The organism is Streptosporangium sp. NPDC001559, from assembly GCF_042893955.1.
Lineage (GTDB): Bacteria > Actinomycetota > Actinomycetes > Streptosporangiales > Streptosporangiaceae > Streptosporangium.
Genome location: NZ_JBIAVG010000002.1, coordinates 175,057 through 193,657 on the forward strand (window position 1 = coordinate 175,057; position 18,601 = coordinate 193,657).

Genomic DNA, 18,601 nt, shown 5'->3' on the forward strand with positions numbered 1-18,601 from the left:
CAGCCCCTCCCAAACCCACGCATCGTAGCCGGTTGGGAGGCTCACCTACTTTTTCGAGGAGAAGGTCTCCGTGAATCCCCTGAAGAGGGCGAGGTTCTTGTCCCACTCGTCGGCCATGGTGTGCCAGTAGATGGCGTAACCCCTGCCGCCCTCGGTCACGAAGCCCCGGTCGATCACCCGCGCCTTACCGGCACTCGTGTTCCAGGTGAACTCCCAGTCGGCGGCCTTCTTCATGTAGTCGACCTTCTCGATCCGGATGCGCTTGTAACCGTTGAAGTTGCCCCTGCTGTAGCGCTCCTGGTCCTCCCAGTCCTTCTTCGGGTCGGAGTTGGGAGTGTTGGTGTACTCGATCAGCAGGTAGCTCACCCGGTCGGGGCCGCGGAACCACACCGAAGGACCGGAACGCCTGTCGACGTCCCACCCCTTGGGCAGGCCGACGGAGAACCCGTTGGAGTCCTTGTGCGTGCGCCAGCCCTCGGGAAGCCCGGAGTCCTTCTTCTTGTCCTCCTTCTTGCCGTCCTCATCGTCTTCGTCGTCCTTGGTGGGACTCTCGACGGGGCTGGGACTCGCGCTCTCGGAGGGGGAGTGTTCGGATATCGGCTCGGTGATCGTCTCCACGGGCCGGTCGGCCGCCCCTACGGTCTCACTCGACTCACTCGTCCTGGGCGCGGGCAGCCCGACCTCCCTGCCGTAGCGCATTCCGAGGTAACCCGCGACGATCATGATGATCACCAGCACGGGCACCAGCAGCAGTGACCACCGCCGCAGCGGTGGCATGGAGTCCCAGCTCCAGGAGGGCTTCCCCGCCCCGGAGGGCGACGTGGGAAGGAACTCCGCTGCCGAAGGCGGCGGAACGGCGGAGGGAGCGGAGGAGGGCTCGGGCCGCGAGACGGGGACCGGCGGCCGTACCGGTGCGGACTCACGCCTGGCCGAGGGCGCCGAGGGCGCCGAGGGCACCGAGGGCTTGGAGAGCGGCGGCTGAGCCGCCTTCCCGGCCTGGGCGCGCGGCGGCACCGGAGTCGCGGAAACCGGCTTCGCGGCGGGCTTCGGCGTGACCTTCCGCGTCGCGGCGGCCTGCTGCGCCTGCTGCGGAGTCTTCGGTACGGCCTGCCGCGGGGCCTTCTGGGCGGGTTCGGCGGCCGGTTTCCGCGCTCCCTGCGCGGCGGCTCCCTGTCCCGTGCCGGAGGGCCGGTCCCTGCGCGCCTGCGTCGGAGGTTCCTCCGAGGGGGGAGCCGGGGCGGGCGCGGCGGAGCCCAGCTTCAGCCCCGTCGCGGGCACCCCCTCCGGGCGGTACCGGATGTCCGGATCGGTCTCGGCACCCGCCTCACCCGCGACGGCGGGCATGACGGCCGTCCTCGCGGGCGGCCGCCGTTCCTGCGGACCCTCGGCCACCTGGCGCAGCAGCCGGGCCGCCTCGTCGTAGGACATCCGCAGCTCGGGGTCCTTGCGCAGCAGCCCCTCAAGCACGGGCGCCAGCGGCCCGGCGTGGACGGGGGGCTCCGGCTCGTCGTTCAGCACCGCGTGCATGGTCGGCAGCGCCCCGCCCCGATCGTGCGGGGGCTTGCCCTCCACGGCGGCGTACAGCGTCGCCCCGAGGGACCACAGGTCGGACTCGCGTTGCGCGGTGCCGGTCTTGATCCGCTCCGGCGGGATGAACGCGGGCGTGCCCGCGATCCCCGTCATGGTCAGCGCGGTCTCCGTCTCCAGAGTCGCGATGCCGAAGTCGGTCAGCACCACCCGGCCGTCGTCGGCCAGCAGCACGTTCTCCGGCTTGACGTCCCGGTGCAGCACCCCCTGGGCGTGGGCGGCGCGCAGCGCCTCAAGCACCTGCGACCCGATCTCCGCCACCCGCCGGTACGGCAGCGGCCCCTCCTGGCGCAGCACCTTGCCGAGCGAGCGGGACTCGACCAGCTGCATGACGATCCAGGGCCTGCCGTCCTCCTCGACCACGTCGTGGACGACGACCACGTTCGGGTGCGTCAGCCGTCCCGCCGCCCTGGCCTCCCGCTTGGTGCGGCGGTTGAAGTCCTCCTGGCTGTCCTCGCCGAGCATGTCGGCGTAGCGGACCTCCTTGACGGCGACCTCACGGTCGAGGAACTCGTCGTGCGCCCGCCAGACGATGCCCATGCCGCCACGGCCGATGGGTTCGAGCAGGTGGTAACGGGAGGCGACGCGACGTCCCTCAGGCTGCGCTTCGGCCATCGATCGCACCTCCCCCTCTCCTGGCCCCTTTCCGGAACCACCGAATACTCTCATAGGCCGAGGAGGGTGATCGACTCTCCTGAGATCTGGATCTCCCTCCCCCTACAGCCCCCTGGCCTGCGAGTGGCGCCTGAGGCGAGGATGCCCTATCGTCGTTTTCATGACGTTCTACTTCGTGTTTACCGAGCCGGCTCCGGGGAGCCGGTCGTGACAGCGTGACGTAGCGACCGTTCGGAGCCGGCACCAGGCAGAGACAAGGTCTCTGCCTTTTTTGTTTCTTACGATTCGCCGGCCCAGGGATGCGTGCCGGCTGAGCATGGGAGCCGAGATGTCGTTGACCGCAGACCTGGAGCGAAACCTGGAACGCGGAGCCGTGCGGGTCGGGACGCTCAGCGTGGGAGCGGGACCGGCCGTGGTGATCGGCGGAGAGGGTGCCGACGCCCGCTGGATCAGTCTGCGCGACCACCACGGGCGGGTGCCCGCGGCCCAGGCCGTGGCCGAGGCCCGCGCCGGGTGGTCGGGGCCGCTGCTGGTCGAGCCCTTCTCCGCGGCCGATCTGCCGGAGATCGCGGCCCACGCCGACGGGGTCGTGATCGGTGCGGCGTGGATGCAGGACTTCCAGCTGGTCAGGGCTGTGGCCAGGCTCGGGCTTCCGGTGCTCGTGCAGCGGGGGCCCGCCGCGACCCTCCAGGAGTGGCTGGCCATCGCCGACTACTGCGTGGCCGAGGGCAACGACCAGGTGGCGCTGTGCGAGAGCGGCAGCCGTACGCACCAGGCGGGGACGACCCTGGACCTGGCCCTGATGCGGGCGGCGCGGCGGACTTCGGGCCGCCCGGTGCTGGTCGGCCTCGGCGAGGACCCCACCCTGGCCGCGGCGGCGGTCGCCGCGGGGGCCGACGGCCTCCTGCTCGACCCCGACGCTCCGGAACAGGCCGCCCTGGACGCCGGGGAGATCGCGCGGATCGTCGGGGTGGTCGTCCGCCGGGAGACGCCGGGCTCGGTGCCCGAGGCCCGTGGCGCCATCGACCGGGTGGACGCCGTCCTGGCCGTCCTGCTGGAGCGCCGTGCCGAGCTGGCGGGGACCATCCAGCGGCTCAAGCCCGTCGGCGGCTTCGCGGGGCGCGACATGGACCGTGAGCGTCGTCTGGTCGCAGAGATGGCCCGCCGTGCCCCCACCCTCGGTGAGGAGCGCCTGGCCCCCATCATGAACGCCGTCATCGAGGCGGGGCTGCACCTCGCCGAGGAACGCGCCGGGACCCGCCGGGACTGACCGGGAAGGGATCCGGGGCTCACGGCTCGGGCGCGGGACGGAGGGCGAGACGGCGGCGGGCGGTCGCGGTGAGGCGGATCAGGCGGGCGGTCTCCTCGGTGAGGATCTCGCGGCCGTGCTCCGTCAGGTCGTAGTAACGCCGGTGACGGCCGTCGACGACCTCCTCGCCCGCCATGGTCACCAGACCGTCCGTGGCCAGCCGGTCCAGGGCGCCGTACAGCGTGCCCGCGCCGAGCCGTACCCGCTCCTCGGACAGCTCCCGTACCGTCTTGGTCACTCCGTATCCGTGCAGAGGCCCCTCTGAGAGGGCCAGCAGGATCAGATAGCTCTGCTCGCGTAAGCCCACGGTCGATATATATCGTGCAACGTACTATTGATCAAGAGGTGTTCCGGTGGAACGGCGTGAGCCGACGATCCGCCACCCGGCCGCGATCCCGGCGACCAGCAGCGGGACGCAGAAGAAGGCCACCCGCTGGTCGGCGTCGGCGAACGGCATCAGCAGCACCACCAGTCCGAGGAAGGCCAGACTGCCCCAGCCCGTGTACGGCGCGCCCGGCATCCGGAACGAGGGACGCACGAGCAGTCCCCTCCCGGCCGCCTCGCGCAGGCGGATCTGGCACAGCAGCAGGGTCCCCCAGGTGGTGACGACGCCGAGGGAGGCGACCGCGGTCGCGATGTTGAAGGCGCGCTCCGGCACGAAGTAGTAGAGGACGACCCCGGCCACGAACACGCTCGCCGTGATGAGGATGCCCCCGTAGGGGACGTGGCGGGAGCCGATCCGGCCCGCGAACGCCGGGGCCTCGCCCTTGACGGCCATGGCCCGCAGGATGCGTCCCGTGGAGTACAGGCCGGAGTTGCACGACGACAGGGCCGCGGTGATCACGATGAGGTTCATGACGTCGGCGGCCCAGGGGGCGCCGAGAGCGGCGAAGACCGTCACGAACGGCGACTGGCCGGGGCCGTACGCGGTCCACGGCAGGACCATGGCCAGCAGCAGCACCGAGCCGACGTAGAAGATCGCGATCCGCCAGATCACACCGTTGATCGCCCTCGGGATGACCTGCCTGGCGTTCTTCGTCTCACCCGCGGCGATGCCGACCAGTTCGATCGCGGAGTAGGCGAAGATCACCGACTGCATGCTCATCAGGACCACGGGGAAGCCGTTGGGGAAGAAGCCCTTGTGCGCGACGAGGTTGCCCAGGCCCGCGGTGCCGCCGCCCAGCGAGGTGCCGAAGGCGACCAGTGCCAGGGCGACGACCAGGAAGGCGCAGATGGCCAGGACCTTGAGCATGGCGAACCAGAACTCGAGCTCGCCGAAGAGCCGCACCGACAGCAGGTTGACGATCAGCACGGACGCCAGCGCGATGAGCGCGGTGAGCCAGCGGGGGAAGTGCGGGGCCCACAGCCCCACGTAGGTGGAGATGGCGGTCAGTTCGGCGATGCCGGTGAAGGCCCAGTTGACCCAGTACATCCAGCCGCTGGCGAAGGCGGCCCACGGCCCCAGGAAGTCGCCGGCGTACTCGACGAACGACCCTGAGGAAGGTTTGTAGAGCACCAGTTCACCCAGGGCCCGCATGACGAAGAAGGCCACGAGCCCGCAGGCGGCGTACGACAGCACAAGGGCGGGACCGGCCGCCTGCAGCCGCCCGCCCGCCCCGAGGAAGAGGCCGACGCCGATCGCGCCGCCGATCGCTATCATCTGCACCTGGCGATTGCCGAGCGCGTGGACGTAGCCCTCGTCCGTCTTCATGGGTCCCCCCGCCAGTCACCAGGAAACGACGTTACGGACAGTATCCAATCGTCGCTCAGGGTGTGCGGCGCCGGGTGCCCGGAAGGCCGGAGAAGGACGTCGGCCTCCTCCTCGTTCTCGCGTTCGGCGTGAGGGGGAACCGTCCGGGCGCGAGGGTTTCGGCAGGTCAGCCTTTCGCCGGGGGCTCGGCTCTCTCCTCCCGGTCCTCCCGGTCCTCCCGGGGGAACAGGAGGGTGGGCTCGGAGAGGATGTCCCGGCCCGTCTCGCTGCGGTAGATCACGTCGACGCTGCCGAAACGGGCCGTGGAGTAGTCGAATCCGAGCAGGGCCGAGGCCTGGCGGACCGCGGCCTCGTCCGGCCCCTCGACCTCGACGAAGGTCGGCAGGCCGGGCCAGGTGTCGATGTCGAAGACGACGTCGCCGAGTTTCCACTCCTCCCGGTAGTTCTCCTGGTAGCGGGCCTCCCGGAGGCCGAGACACCGCAGGATCTCGGCCATGGCCCGCGCGTCGCCCACCTCGGTCTCGACCTCGACGGTGCCGTCGATGACGGTGGCGTCCGTGACCTGCTTGAGCGTGAGGGTCGAACGGCCCCCCTCGTCGCGCAGCCGGAGCCACTGACCGTCGCCGAAGGCGTCGCTCTCGAAGATCCTCCTGGTCAGGAGGGTGCGGGGGAACACCTGGACGGCACCCAGGGAGATCAGCCTGGTCCGGAGGTCGGCGACTTCGACGGACAGGAACGTGGCCTCGTACTCGTGTTTCATGGTCTCTTTCCTCCGGTGCCGGTCGTCCGGACGCGCGGGCCGCGGGGAACAGGCCCGTGCGGTGGGCGGGCCGACGGGGCTCGTCCGGGAACCCGTCCGTCCTCAAGATCAGCAGGATCTCACAGCCACAGGAGGGCGGAGCGGCTCCAGGCCGGGTGCCGGACATCGCGTGAATCCGATGGTCCCGGCGGTTTCTCCTGGCTTTCCTGACCGGAGGTGAATGGTGAAGCGCGGTGCGGGGTCGTGTCACCGCGTATACGTGTTTTCCTTTTCCTGTCGTTCACCGATTGTACGGCGGGAGTCTTCGATTGTGACCGGGCGGAATATTCGGGAGGAGAAAGCGGATTCCTCTGCCCTCCGCGCGGATCGCGGCTTCTCGGTCTTCGAGGGGAGACCGCTGCTCAGCGCACGGTCCCGAACGCCGTGGGAGGTGCGCATCGCCGTCCGCGCCGACGATGTGGGACCACCTGTGCCGACCGTCCGGGGCCCCGAGGCCGATGACGTGTTTCACCCGCCATGGCATTCGGCCAAGCCCGCGACGGGTCGCGGGCGGACCGGTACGCGGTCGTTCGGCGACGACTGTCATTCCTGAGAACGAATGTTAATTCGTCCGGAAAGGGGAGGTCCTGGGGAGGTGATTTTGTGATTGTGATGAGGTCGTGTTCCCAGTTTCGAGGAGATGGCGAATGGCGGCCTTCATGAGGCGTCGTGGGGTTGTGATCGTTGGGCTTGGGCTGAGCGCCGTGCTCGTGGCGGGCGCCGCCCTGCCCGCGCAGGCGGCGGAGCCGCCGGAGGAGACGCCGCCGGCGTCCTCGGAGTCCGGCCCGGTGGCGCCGCAGGGTCTCGACCGTCAAGGACTGGAGGCGACCCTCAAGGCGGTCCGCGACGCGGGCATGTACGGGCTCTACTCCAGCGTCCGGGACGGCAGGCGGGCGTGGGACGGTGCGGCCGGGGTCGCCGACGTGGAAACCGGCAGACCGGTACGGCCGGGCATGCGTCACCGGGTCGGCAGCATCACCAAGACCTTCACCGCGGTCGCGATCCTCCAGCAGGCCGGGAAGGGGCGCGTCGACCTGGACGCGCCCGTCGCGCGTTATCTGCCGAGCCTGCTGCCCGCCGACCTCGGGCGGAGGGTCACGGTGCGGATGCTGCTCAACCACACCAGCGGCATCGGCGACTACGTCCTGGGCGCCTTCCCCTCCCTGGCCCAGGGGTCGGCCGCGAGCCTGGACGAGGAACGCCTCCGTTCCATCGCGCCGGCGGAGCTGGTGAGACTCGGCCTGCAGGCCCCGCCGACGGGGGAGCCCGGGGAGCGCTGGTCCTACTCCAACACGAACTACGTCATCGCGGGGCTGCTGCTGGAGGCGGTGACCGGCGAACCGGCGCAGCGGTACATCACCCGTGAGGTCATCCACAGGGCCGGGCTGCGCGAGACCTCCTTCCCCCGCACGCCGGTCATCCCCGGGCCGCACTCCAAGGCCTACGAGTCGTTCTACGGGCTCATCGACCCGCCGCGTGACTACAGCGTCTACGACATGTCGTGGGCGTACACCGCGGGCGCCGTCGTCTCGACGACCGGCGACCTCGACCGGTTCTACCGGGCGCTGCTCGAGGGCAGGCTGCTGCCCAAGGCCCAGCTCGCCCAGATGCAGACCACGGTGCCCGTCACCGACGGCCAGGGCAACGTCCTGATGAACTACGGCCTGGGCGTCTACGCCCAGGACCTGCCCTGCGGCCGGTTCTGGGGCCACGACGGAGCGGTCTTCGGCATGGGCACCTTCTCCCTGTCCAGTCAGGACGGCCGCCGCCAGATCTCCCTCGGGATGAACCTGATGAAGTACCAGCGCCTCGACGCCGAGGGGGTTCTGCAGCCGCATCCGATCGACCAGGCGCTGGTCGACCACGTGCTGCGGGCGCTGTGCGGTCCCGGTGCCGCCCTGGCCCGGGGAACGGCCCTGGTGCCCTTCCCGACCCAGCAGGCCCTGGTCAAGAGGTAGGTCTCCGGGGCCGTCCCGCGTGGGGAGGGCCCCGGGCCTCCTCAGCGGGCCCGGTGACCGGGGCCGGGCCGGTGATGTCGTTGCTGCCGGTGCCGCTGTTGCTGCCGTTGCCGGTGGCGGGGTTCCCTCCAGTGGGCTCTGCCGCCCCGGTAGCCGTGGTCGGCGCCGAGGCTGTGCCGTTCGTCGGGCTCCCCGGCGTCCTGCCCGTCCGCTCCGCCGTCCCCGTTCCGGCCGTCGCGTTTCTTCTCGGCCTCCAGCAGTTTGTCCATGCCCGGGGTGTAGCCACCACCGAAGCGTGACATGTCCGGGTGATGGAAGGAGGACGCCTCGACCTCGCGCAGGGCGGCCTCCATGGAGGAGACCCAGATGGGGCCCGGCAGGGAGGCGCCCTGCACCTGTCCGTAGTACTCGCCGCCGATCGTCACGTCGCGCAGCGGGTAGCGGTAGGCGCCCCTGATGTCGCCGACGCTGACCGCGGCGGCCAGGTCGGGGGTGTACCCGGCGAACCAGGCGGAGGTGTAGCCGTTGTTCGTGCCGGTCTTGCCCGCCGCGTCGCGCCCGATGTCCTGTCCCGTCATGGTTCCCTTGCTGAACACCCCGGACAGCACGTGGTTGACCGCGTCGGCCACGTCACGCTCGATCGCCTGCACACAGCTCGGCGGCACCGGGAGGTGCGTGCCGTCCCGTTCGACGATGTCGACGATCGCCATCGGCCTGCAGTAACGGCCTCGCGCGCCGAACGCGGCGAACGCCGCCGCGACCGTCACCGGGTCCATCTCGTTGACCCCGAGCGTGAAGGTCGGCACCTCGCGCAGCGGTGTGCCGTCGGCGCGGACCACGCCGAGCGCCTTGGCGGTCTTGACCACCTGGCACAGGCCGACCCGGCGCTCCAGCATCATGTAGAAGATGTTCACCGACTTCCAGGTGCCCGTCGAGATGCTCTGCGGCCCGCCGCTGCCCTCACCGCTGGCGTTGAAGATCTGGCTGCGCGGGTCGTTCACCCGGTGTCCCCGGCAGTCGAAGTAGCCCCCCGAGGGCACGAACCTGCCCGGCGTCATGAAGCCGTCGTCGAAGCGCCAGCCCCTGGCGAGGGCGGTCGCCAGGGTGAACGCCTTGAAGGTCGACCCCGCCTGGAAGCCCTGCCCGCCGCCGTGCGCCATGTCCGCCGGGAGGTTGTAGGTGGTGCTCGGGCCGTTCTTGGCGTTGCCCGAGTTGACGCCGTACCTCTTGCTGGCCGTCATCGCCCTGATCCGGCCGGTTCCCGGCTCGACCATGGCCTCCGCGGCGACCTCGGTGTCCTTCGGCGAGACATGGGAGGAGACGGCGTGCTGCGCGGCCCGCTGGGCCGTCGGGTCGAGGGTGGTGCGCAGCACGATGCCGCCCCTGGCCAGCAGCCGTTCCCGCGCGGCCCTGGTGGGGCCGAAGGCGGGGTTGGTCACCAGTTCCTTGTGGACGTAGAGGCAGAAGTAGGGGTAGGCGCTCCCGGCGCACCCACCGGGCTCGGGCCGCATGCGGATGTCCAGCGGGGTGCGTTTGACCGCCTCGGCCTGCGCCGCCGGGATGTCGCCGAGCTGGGCCATCCGGTCGAGCACGATGTCCCTGCGCTCCCGCAGGCGGTGCCTGCGCTGCGGGCCGAGCGAGGGGTCGGTCGAGTACGGCGTCCGCACCGCCCCGGCCAGCGTCGCCGCCTGCTTCAGGGTCAGGTCGGAGGCCGAGACGGAGAAGAACCGCTGAGCGGCCGCCTCGACCCCGAAGGCCCCGGCGCCGAAGTAGGCGATGTTGAGATAGCGCTCCAGGATCTCCGCCTTGGAGTACTTGTTCTCCATGGCCAGCGCGTAGCGCAGTTCGGTGATCTTGCGTCTGAGGCTCGGTTCGCGGGCCCTGTCCCGTTCGGCGTCGGTCTCGGCGCTCTCGACCAGGATGTTCTTGACCAGCTGCTGGGTGAGGGAGGAGCCGCCCTGCCGTACGCCGCCCGCCTGGGTGTTGGTCACCAGGGCCCGCAGCGTTCCCTTGATGTCCAGGCCCGCGTGCTCGTAGAAACGGGAGTCCTCGATCGCCACGATCGCCTGGCGCATGGCCGGGGCGATCTGGTCGAGCTTCACGATCTTCCGGTTCTCCGTGTAGAACTGGGCGAACTGCTTGCCGTTCCTGTCCAGAAGGATCGTCCGCTCGGGAAGCGGGTCCTCCCTCGGGCTGGGGGGCAGGTCGATGAACAGGTGTGTGACCGTGTTGGTGGTGATGCCCGCGCCGCCGACCGCCGGCAGGGCGACGGCCGCGACCAGGAGCCCGCCGAGCACACCGCAGGCCGTCAGGCCCCACAGGCACCCGGCGAGCCCGCGTCTCACCTCGGATGATCGAAATGTCACAGACAGTAACGTGCGGCCGGACGGGCTGGGGCAAACGCCCGGCCGTGAATCTTTACCCTTCCCCGACCGCTTCCCTGCTGACCTGCAGGCCCAGGGAGGCGAACTGCTCGAACGGGCGGTGGTAGCCCCGCTCGATGTGGTGCACGCCGCGTAGCGTCGAGGTGCCCTCGGCCGCCGCGGCGGCCAGTACGGCGGAGAACCCGGCCCTGATGTCGGGCAGCGTCACGTCGGCGCCGCGCAACTTCGACACGCCCCGCACGACCGCGGAGTGCTTGGCGTTGGTGTCGTGGTAACGGCAGGCGGGGCCGCCGAGGCACACGTCGAAGACCTCGATCTCGCAGCCCATCCGCTGCAGCGCGGGCACGTAGACCAGCCGGTTCTCGAAGACCGTCTCATGCAGCACGGACATGCCCTGGGCCTGGGTGAACAGCACCATCAGCGGCGTCTGCCAGTCGGTCATGAACCCCGGGTGCGTGTCGGTCTGCACCGCGGCGGCCCGCAGCCCCTCGGGGGCCGAGGCCGAGACGTAGTCGTCGGTGATGTCCATCTCCGCGCCCATCCTGGCGAGGGTGGTGATGGCCGTCACCAGGCGGTCCTGCGGGCAGCCGTGCACCCTGACCTCGCCGCCGGTGATCAGGCCCGCGGCGAGGTAGGAGAAGGCCTCGATCCGGTCGCCGTTCAGCCAGGTCGAGGCGCCGCGCAGCCGCTTGACGCCCTCGATGACGATGCGCCGGTCCGGGCTGAGCTCGATGCGCGCACCCATCCGCTGCAGGAACAGGGCGAGCTCCACCACCTCGGGCTCCATGGCGGCGCCCTTGAGGACGGTCTTGCCCTCGGCGAGCACCGCCGACATCAGGATCGTCTCGGTGGCGCCCACGCTGGGATAGGGCAGCTCGATCCGGGTGCCGCGCAGCCTCCTGGCCTTGGCGTAGACCCCGGTGTCGCTCACCTCGACCTCGGCGCCCATCGCGCGCAGCGCCTCGACGTGGAAGTCCACGGGCCTGCGCCCGATCGGGTCACCGCCGACCAGCGGCACGAAGGCCTCACCGGCCAGGTGCAGCAACGGGCCGAGCATCAGGATGGGGATGCGGTTGAGGCCGGTGAACGCCGCGGGGACGTGCGGGTTGATCCGCTCTCCCCGGGCGACCCTGATCTCCCTGGGCGTGATCTCGACGTCGATGCCGAGTGCCCGTAGCATCTGCGCGGTGATGCCGACCTCACCCACGTCGGGGGCGTTGTGAATCGTGCTCTCCCCGGCGCCGAGCATCGCGGCGACCATGTGCTTGGACACGGCGTTCTTGGAGCCGCGGACCTCGACGTCGCCGCGGAGCGGTCCGGAAGGCTCGATCAGCCACACCTCTTCGTTCACCCGGACAGCGTAACGGGATTCGCACTGACTCTCCGGGAACACGACCCGGGATCGGTAACATCGGGCACATCAGCACAGACATCAGTACAGCGGGTAGGGGGAGACTTTGCGGCATGCGCGCGACTTCGCCGTCACCGTACTGGCCCTGGGGATCCTCGGGGTGGTGGCAGGTGTCCTGTGGTCGACGCTCGCGCCTCGCCCGCCGTACGTGATGACCGGGCAGGGCCCGCTGCTGGCGGATCCCTCCACCCAGGCGCTGATCGCGGACGACGGCCTGTTCGCGGCCGTCACCGGTGTGATCGGGCTGGCCTGCGGCGCCGTGGGCTACAGCCTGTCGCGCCGGGGCAGGCCGCTGGCGATCGTCCTCGGCCTGGCGGCGGGGGGCCTGCTGGGGTCCTACCTCGCGAGCCTCACCGGCGGGGCCGTCAACCTGGCCCCGGCGGCCGACGTCGTGGCCTCCGGCACCTCCGTCTCCCTGTTCCCCGGCCCGCTCGCCCTGACCGCCACCGGGGTCATGTTCGCCTGGCCCACGCTGGCGGTCGGCCTGTTCTTCGCGCTTGAGGGCATCGCGGGCTACCGTGACTCGCCGCTGCGCACGCCGTTCGGCGGCCGGGACCCCTACGGCCCGCTGTCCGGCTACGACATCAGCGGGCACTGACGATCACCCGGGCGGGGGAGACGGGATCACCCTCGCGGCGGGTTCGGCCGTCCTGGGCGCCGCACTACGTTCCTCTGCCATGACGACGGCGAGACGTATGTGGTTCGGGGTGGCCCTGGTGGCCGTGGCCCTGGTCCTGGCGGGACTGAGCACCCTGGCGTTCCTGCGGGCGGGCGAGACGGGGGAGCGGCTCGACGGGCACCGGCAGAAGGTGTCCGACCTGCTCGCCGAGGCGGAGACCGTCAAGGAGAAGGACCGGGAGCGCTACGACGAGCTGACGGCGGAGGCGGAGCGCTACCTCGGCTTCGCCGGGGCCGACGACGAGGAGCACCGCTCCCAGTTCACCTCCGCCGCGCTCCTGGGCGCCGGGGCCTCCGCGAGCCTGGCCGGATGCCTCGTCCTGTTCCTCATGCGCGCACGTGCTCCGAGGCCCCGGCGGGCCTGAGGGGACCGTTTAGCGCAGGTCCGGCCTGCGCGCGCCGTGGCCGGTCGCCCGTTCGAAGACCTGGGCCAGGCGCAGCACGCCCAGGTCGTCGAACGGCCGCCCGATGATCTGCACGCCGACCGGCAGGCCGTCCCGGGTGAAACCGCAGGGCACGGAGATCGCCGGGGCGTGCAGCACGCTGACCCAGTAGGCCGAGCGCATCCACGCCAGATAGTCGGGCATCGGTTCGCCGTCGATCTCCGAGACGTACGGCTCGGCGACCGGGAACGGCGGCACCTGGCTGACCGGCGCCAGCAGGAAGTCGTGGTCGCCGAAGAAACGGCCCATCCGCCGGTACAGGCCGCTGCGCAGCCGTTCCGCCCTGGCCAGGTCGGCGCCGGTGACCTTCAGGCCCTGCTCGACGTTCCAGCGCACGTTGGCCCCGAGCCGCTCGGCGGGCATGCCGCCGTAGGACAGCGCGTAGTACCAGGCCCGGTAGACGCGGAAGGCCTCCTCGGCGTCCGACAGATTGAGCCTGACCTGCTCGACCCGGGCGCCGAGACCTTCGAGGACCTCCGGGGCCGACGCGGTGACCCGGGCGGTCTCCGGGTCGACCGGCAGACCGCCGAGGTCGGGACTCCACGCGATCCGCAGCCGCGCCGGGTCGATCTCCAGCGACCCGGCGAACGCCGCGCCGCTCTCGGTGACCGAGAGAGGGGAGGCGGCGTCGAAACCGGAGATCACGCTCATCAGCAGCGCCAGGTCCGCGACGGTGCGGGCCATCGGCCCCGGCACACCGAGGGTGAACCACGCGGCGGTGGGGGAGGGGGCGGGCACACGTCCCGGTGTCGGCCGCAGCCCGACCACGTTGCAGAAGGAGGCCGGATTGCGCAGCGAGCCGCCCATGTCGGAGCCGTCGGCCAGCGGGACCATCCCGGCCGCGAGAGCCGCCGCGGCCCCGCCGCTGCTGCCGCCCGCCGAACGCGACAGGTCGTAGGGGTTGCGGGTCACGCCGAACAGCTCGTTGACCGTGTGGGAGCCGGTGCCGAACTCGGGGGTGTTCGTCTTGCCGACCGTGATCGCCCCGGCCTCGCGCATCCGCCGTACCAGGATGGAGTCGCGGGGCGGGACGTGGTCGGCGAACAGCGGCGAGCCGTAGGTGGTGCGGATGCCCGCGGTCTCCGTCAGGTCCTTGTGCGCGACCGGCAGGCCGTGCAGCGGGCCGCGCAGGTGACCCCGCGCCAGGTCGCGGTCGGCCTGCTCGGCCTCGGCGAGCGCGCGCTCGGCCGCCAGCGTGACGATCGCGTTGACGCGCGGGTTGACCTCCTCGATCCTGCGCAGGTGCGCCCGCAGCAGCTCGACGGCCCCCACCTGCCGGGTCCGCAGCAGCTCCAGCATCTCCAGGGCGGTCAGATAGAACATCAGCCCGTCTTGCCGATGGGGGCCGTGACGGCCTGCGTCAGCCGTACCAGCCCGGCGGGGTCCGCCTCGATCTGCAGGCCCCTGCGCCCGGCGGAGAAGTAGATCGTGTCGAACTCCAGGGCGGAGTCGTCGACCACGGTCGGCAGCCGCCTGCGCTGGCCGAGCGGGCTGATCCCGCCGACCACGTAGCCGGTGACCCGCTCGACCTTGGCCGCCTCGGCCATGGCCGCCCGCTTGCCGCCCAGCGCCGCGGCGAACGCCTTCAGGTCGAGCTTGCCCGCGACCGGCACGACCGCGACGGCCAGGCCGCCCTCGACCTCGGCGACCAGTGTCTTGAAGATCCGCTCGTACGGCACGCCGAGCGCGTCGGCCGCCTCCTCGCCGTAGGCCTGGGAGGCCGCGTCGTGCTCGTAGGGGTGGAGGGTGAATCCGATCCCGGCCTGGGTCAGCGCGACCGTCGCCGGAGTGCCCTGGCCGCCCTTGTTCCTGCTCTTGCTCACGAGGGGAGTCTAACCACCAGGAAAAATCTACAACGTAAAGGACGTGTCCGTATGATGGTACGGAACAAGACCGGGTGCCGGACCTCCGTAGACTGGACGGGTGATTTCTCGTACCGACCTGCGCGGGTCCCTGCCGAGGGACCTCCGCGCCGTGCTGCCCCGTGCCGAGCTCGACGTCGAAACCGCTCTGGAAGCGGTCCGGCCGATTTGCGAGGACGTGCATCATCGCGGCACCGCGGCCGTACGGGAGCTCACCGCCAGGTTCGACGGTGTCGAGCTGGACTCGACCCGGGTCCCCGCCGAGGCGATCGCCCGCGCGCTGGAGGACCTCGACCCCAGGATCAGGGCCGCCCTCGAGGAGTCGATCCGCAGGGCCCGCCTGGTCCACCGCGACCAGCGCCGCACCGACGTCACGACCCAGGTCGTGCCGGGCGGCACCGTCACCGAGCGCTGGGTCCCCGTCGAACGGGTCGGCCTGTACGTGCCGGGCGGCAGGGCGGTCTACCCGTCGAGCGTCGTGATGAACGTCGTGCCGGCCCAGGAGGCGGGCGTGCCCTCGCTGGCCGTCACCTCGCCCGCCCAGAAGGAGTTCGGCGGCCTGCCGCACCCGACGATCCTGGCCGCGTGCGCGCTGCTCGGGGTCGATGAGGTCTACGCCGTCGGCGGAGCCCAGGCGGTCGCGATGTTCGCCTACGGCACCGAGGAGTGCGAGCCGGTCACCATGGTCACCGGCCCCGGCAACATCTGGGTCGCCGCGGCCAAGCGGCTGCTCAAGGGCGTCATCGGCATCGACTCGGAGGCGGGCCCCACCGAGATCGCGATCCTCGCCGACGCCACCGCCGACCCGGTGCACGTGGCCGCCGACCTGATCAGCCAGGCCGAGCACGACGTGATCGCCGCCTCGGTGCTGGTCACCGACTCGGTCGAGCTGGCCGACGCCGTCGAGCGTGAGCTGCCCGGCCAGGTGGCGGCGACCAAGCACGGCGAACGCGTCACCGAGGCCCTGTCCGGCCGTCAGTCGGGCATCCTGCTCGTCGACGACATGGAGGCGGGGCTGCGGGTGGTCGACGCCTACGCCGCCGAGCACCTGGAGATCCAGACCGCGGACGCCGCCGCGCTCGCCGCCCGGGTGCGCAACGCGGGTGCGATCTTCGTCGGCGCCCACGCGCCGGTCTCGCTCGGCGACTACCTCGCGGGCTCCAACCACGTGCTGCCGACCGGCGGCTGTGCCTGTCACTCCTCCGGTCTGTCCGTGCAGACCTTCCTGCGCGGCATCCACGTCGTCGACTACAGTCGCGAGGCGCTGGCACGCTCGGCCGCGCACGTGTGCGTGCTCGCCGACGCCGAGGACCTGCCCGCGCACGGCGCCGCCGTACGAGCCCGGTTCGGATGGGAGATCCCCGATGAGGCTTGAGGACCTGCCCGTCCGTGACGACCTGCGGGGACGCACGCCGTACGGCGCGCCCCAGATCGACGTCCCGGTGCGGCTCAACACCAACGAGAACCCCTACGGCCCCTCCGAGTCCCTGGTCGCCGACCTGGCCGAGGCGGTACGGTCCCAGGCGGGCGAGCTCAACCGCTATCCCGACCGGGACGCCGTCGCCCTGCGTGAGGACCTGGCCGCCTACCTCGGGCACGGCCTGACCCACGAGCGGGTCTGGGCCGCCAACGGCTCCAACGAGGTCATCCAGCAGATCCTGCAGGCCTTCGGCGGGCCGGGTCGCTCGGCGCTCGGCTTCGAGCCGTCCTACTCGATGCACCCGATCATCACCACCGGCGCCTCGACCGAGTGGATCGCCGGGTCGCGTGAGGACGACTTCGGGATCGACCCGGACAAGGCCATCGCCGCGATCGAGGAACACCGGCCCGCGGTCGTCTTCCTGACCTCGCCGAACAACCCGACCGGCACCGCGCTCGACCCCGAGGTCATCGCCAGGATCGTGGAGGCGGCGCCCGGCATGGTCGTCGTGGACGAGGCCTACTTCGAGTTCGCCCGTGAGGGAACGCCGTCCGCGCTGACGCTGCTGCCGGGCAACCCCCGGCTCATCGTGACGCGGACCATGTCCAAGGCGTTCGCCATGGCCGGGACCCGGCTGGGCTATCTCGCCGCCCACCCGGCGGTGATCGAGGCGCTGCTGCTGGTGCGGTTGCCGTACCACCTGTCGTCGCTCACCCAGGCGGCCGCGCGCGTCGCGCTGGCCCACCGCGGGGAGCTGCTCGGCACCGTCGACACGCTGCGCGCCGAGCGCGACGCGACGGTCGGGTGGCTGCGGTCCAAGGGCCTTGAGGTGGCCGACTCCGACGCCAACTTCGTGTTGTTCGGCCGTTTCACCGACAGGCGCACCGTCTGGCGGGACATGCTCGACCGCGGGGTGCTGATCCGCGAGGTCGGGCCGCCCGGATGGCTGCGCGTGTCCATCGGAACGACCGAGGAAATGGCGGCCTTCCGCGCCGCCCTGGAAGGAACCCTGTGAGCAGTTCTGCCGGAGCCGAGCCCACCCGGCGCCTCGGCCGCGTCGAGCGCGCGACCAAGGAGACGTCCGTGCTGGTCGAGGTCAACCTCGACGGCACCGGATACGTCGACGTGTCCACCGGGGTCGGCTTCTACGACCACATGCTGAACCAGCTCGGCAAGCACGGTCTGTTCGACCTGACCGTGAAGACCGAGGGCGACCTGCACATCGACTCGCACCACACGATCGAGGACACCGCGCTCGCGCTGGGCGCCGCGTTCCGGGAGGCGCTGGGCGACAAGTCGGGCATCAGGCGTTACGGGAACGCGTCGTGCCCGCTGGACGAGGCCCTCGCACAGGTCACGGTCGACCTGTCGGGCAGGCCGTACCTCGTGCACACCGAGCCCGAGGGCATGGCGCCGATGATCGGCTCCGCCTACGACACGACGATGACCAGGCACATCCTGGAGTCGTTCGTCGCGCAGGCCGCGATCTGCCTGCACGTCCACGTGCCCTACGGCCGCAACGCGCACCACATCGTGGAGGCGCAGTTCAAGGCGCTGGCCAGGGCGCTGCGGGAGGCCAGCGAGCCCGACCCCCGCGCCAGCGGCGTGCCGAGCACCAAGGGCGTCCTGTGACCGGCAACTGGACGGCCGTCGCCATGGCCTTCATCGCCCTGTTCATGGTGGGCGGGATCGTGTCCTTCCTCAAGCAGGGCCTCAAGAAGGGCGCGCTGCTCCTGGGCGCGCTCGCGGCCCTGGCGACCACCGCGGCGGTGTTGTGGTGGTGAGGGTCACGGTTCTCGACTACGGGTCGGGCAATCTCCGCTCCGCCGAGCGGGCGCTGGCCAGGGTCGGCGCGACCGTCACGGTCAGCTCCGACTACACACAGGCGCTTGAGGCCGACGGCCTGGTCGTCCCCGGCGTCGGCGCCTTCGCGGCCTGCATGGCGGGGCTGCGGGCCGTACGGGGAGAGCGGATCATCGACCGTCGCCTGTCCGCGGGCAGGCCGGTCCTCGGCATCTGCGTCGGCATGCAGATCCTCTTCGAGACGGGCATCGAGCACGGAGTCACGACCGAGGGCTGCGGCGAGTGGCCGGGCACCGTGGAGCGGCTCGACGCGCCGGTCCTGCCCCACATGGGGTGGAACACCGTCAGCGTGCCGGAGGGCAGCGTGCTGTTCGACGGGCTCGACCCGCAGACGCGCTTCTACTTCGTCCACTCCTACGGCGTGCGCGACTGGGAGCTCAAGGCGGGCCCGGGGTTCACCGACCCCCTGGTCACCTGGTCGGAGCACGGCGTGCCGTTCGTCGCCGCGGTGGAGAACGGCCCGCTGACGGCCACCCAGTTCCATCCGGAGAAGTCGGGCGACGCGGGGGCGCAGCTGCTCACCAACTGGCTCGGCACCCTCGGGTGACGTCTTTCTCGCCG

Annotated in this window: 17 protein-coding genes; 9 read left to right on the top strand and 8 right to left on the bottom strand. The window is 71.2% G+C overall.

Annotated elements, in window-relative coordinates; genetic code table 11:
• Positions 1 to 45 precede the first annotated feature (45 nt).
• Positions 46 to 2,202, bottom strand: a complete 2,157-nt coding sequence (locus tag ACFYY8_RS04850) for a protein kinase (RefSeq protein WP_390037201.1) — start codon at positions 2,200 to 2,202, stop codon at positions 46 to 48.
• Between the two features lie 328 nt (positions 2,203 to 2,530).
• Here ACFYY8_RS04850 and ACFYY8_RS04855 point away from each other — a divergent pair, with 328 nt between their 5' ends.
• Positions 2,531 to 3,472, top strand: a complete 942-nt coding sequence (locus tag ACFYY8_RS04855) for a chorismate mutase (RefSeq protein ID WP_390037203.1) — start codon at positions 2,531 to 2,533, stop codon at positions 3,470 to 3,472.
• A 19-nt stretch (positions 3,473 to 3,491) separates the two neighbouring features.
• Here the strand turns inward: ACFYY8_RS04855 and ACFYY8_RS04860 are convergent, their stop codons facing one another.
• The 3 genes from ACFYY8_RS04860 to ACFYY8_RS04870 form a co-directional block, all read right to left on the bottom strand.
• Positions 3,492 to 3,818: a PadR family transcriptional regulator gene (locus tag ACFYY8_RS04860; RefSeq protein WP_390037205.1), complete on the bottom strand. Its 327-nt coding sequence runs from the start codon at positions 3,816 to 3,818 to the stop codon at positions 3,492 to 3,494.
• A gap of 24 nt (positions 3,819 to 3,842) precedes the next feature.
• Entirely contained in the window at positions 3,843 to 5,222 is a 1,380-nt protein-coding gene (locus tag ACFYY8_RS04865; RefSeq protein ID WP_390037207.1) for an amino acid permease, read from the bottom strand.
• A gap of 166 nt (positions 5,223 to 5,388) precedes the next feature.
• Entirely contained in the window at positions 5,389 to 5,982 is a 594-nt protein-coding gene (locus ACFYY8_RS04870) for a class IV adenylate cyclase (protein WP_390037209.1), read from the bottom strand.
• Positions 5,983 to 6,698: 716 nt separating this feature from the next.
• Here ACFYY8_RS04870 and ACFYY8_RS04875 point away from each other — a divergent pair.
• Positions 6,699 to 7,979: a serine hydrolase domain-containing protein gene (locus tag ACFYY8_RS04875; RefSeq protein WP_390037211.1), complete on the top strand. Its 1,281-nt coding sequence runs from the start codon at positions 6,699 to 6,701 to the stop codon at positions 7,977 to 7,979.
• A 41-nt stretch (positions 7,980 to 8,020) separates the two neighbouring features.
• On the opposite strand, the gene ACFYY8_RS04880 is transcribed toward ACFYY8_RS04875, so the two are convergent.
• Complete coding sequence (locus ACFYY8_RS04880) at positions 8,021 to 10,345, bottom strand: transglycosylase domain-containing protein (RefSeq protein ID WP_390037213.1); 2,325 nt, start codon at positions 10,343 to 10,345, stop codon at positions 8,021 to 8,023.
• A 52-nt stretch (positions 10,346 to 10,397) separates the two neighbouring features.
• On the bottom strand, positions 10,398 to 11,714 hold the full coding sequence (murA, locus tag ACFYY8_RS04885) for a UDP-N-acetylglucosamine 1-carboxyvinyltransferase (protein ID WP_352009025.1): 1,317 nt from the start codon (positions 11,712 to 11,714) through the stop codon (positions 10,398 to 10,400).
• Positions 11,715 to 11,820: 106 nt separating this feature from the next.
• Between murA and ACFYY8_RS04890 the strand changes: the two genes are divergently transcribed.
• Positions 11,821 to 12,372, top strand: coding sequence for a hypothetical protein (locus tag ACFYY8_RS04890; protein WP_390037215.1), 552 nt, complete (start codon positions 11,821 to 11,823; stop codon positions 12,370 to 12,372).
• Positions 12,373 to 12,451: 79 nt separating this feature from the next.
• The gene (locus tag ACFYY8_RS04895) at positions 12,452 to 12,817 is read left to right on the top strand and encodes a hypothetical protein (protein WP_390037217.1); all 366 of its coding nucleotides are present in this window, start codon (positions 12,452 to 12,454) and stop codon (positions 12,815 to 12,817) included.
• 9 nt (positions 12,818 to 12,826) lie between these two features.
• On the opposite strand, the gene ACFYY8_RS04900 is transcribed toward ACFYY8_RS04895, so the two are convergent.
• Both ACFYY8_RS04900 and ybaK read right to left on the bottom strand, forming a co-directional pair.
• Positions 12,827 to 14,218 (bottom strand): amidase, encoded by a 1,392-nt coding sequence (locus ACFYY8_RS04900; protein WP_390037219.1) that lies wholly within the window; start codon positions 14,216 to 14,218, stop codon positions 12,827 to 12,829.
• On the bottom strand, positions 14,218 to 14,718 hold the full coding sequence (ybaK, locus tag ACFYY8_RS04905; RefSeq protein ID WP_390037221.1) for a Cys-tRNA(Pro) deacylase: 501 nt from the start codon (positions 14,716 to 14,718) through the stop codon (positions 14,218 to 14,220). Before ybaK ends, ACFYY8_RS04900 begins: the two co-directional genes overlap by 1 nt.
• 100 nt (positions 14,719 to 14,818) lie before the next feature.
• On the opposite strand from ybaK, the gene hisD reads away from it, so the two are divergent.
• Genes hisD through hisH form a run of 5 tightly spaced genes read left to right on the top strand, consistent with a single transcriptional unit; the run spans position 14,819 to position 18,587 of the window.
• A complete protein-coding gene (gene hisD / locus ACFYY8_RS04910) occupies positions 14,819 to 16,132 on the top strand; it encodes a histidinol dehydrogenase (protein ID WP_390037223.1) in 1,314 nt (437 codons plus the stop codon).
• Positions 16,122 to 17,192 (top strand): histidinol-phosphate transaminase, encoded by a 1,071-nt coding sequence (locus tag ACFYY8_RS04915; RefSeq protein ID WP_390037225.1) that lies wholly within the window; start codon positions 16,122 to 16,124, stop codon positions 17,190 to 17,192. Before hisD ends, ACFYY8_RS04915 begins: the two co-directional genes overlap by 11 nt.
• Complete coding sequence (hisB, locus tag ACFYY8_RS04920) at positions 17,120 to 17,809, top strand: imidazoleglycerol-phosphate dehydratase HisB (protein ID WP_390037227.1); 690 nt, start codon at positions 17,120 to 17,122, stop codon at positions 17,807 to 17,809. The genes ACFYY8_RS04915 and hisB overlap by 73 nt, the downstream gene beginning before the upstream one ends.
• A complete protein-coding gene (locus tag ACFYY8_RS04925) occupies positions 17,806 to 17,961 on the top strand; it encodes a hypothetical protein (RefSeq protein WP_390037229.1) in 156 nt (51 codons plus the stop codon). Before hisB ends, ACFYY8_RS04925 begins: the two co-directional genes overlap by 4 nt.
• Entirely contained in the window at positions 17,952 to 18,587 is a 636-nt protein-coding gene (hisH, locus tag ACFYY8_RS04930) for an imidazole glycerol phosphate synthase subunit HisH (protein WP_390037231.1), read from the top strand. The genes ACFYY8_RS04925 and hisH overlap by 10 nt, the downstream gene beginning before the upstream one ends.
• Positions 18,588 to 18,601: the final 14 nt, after the last annotated feature.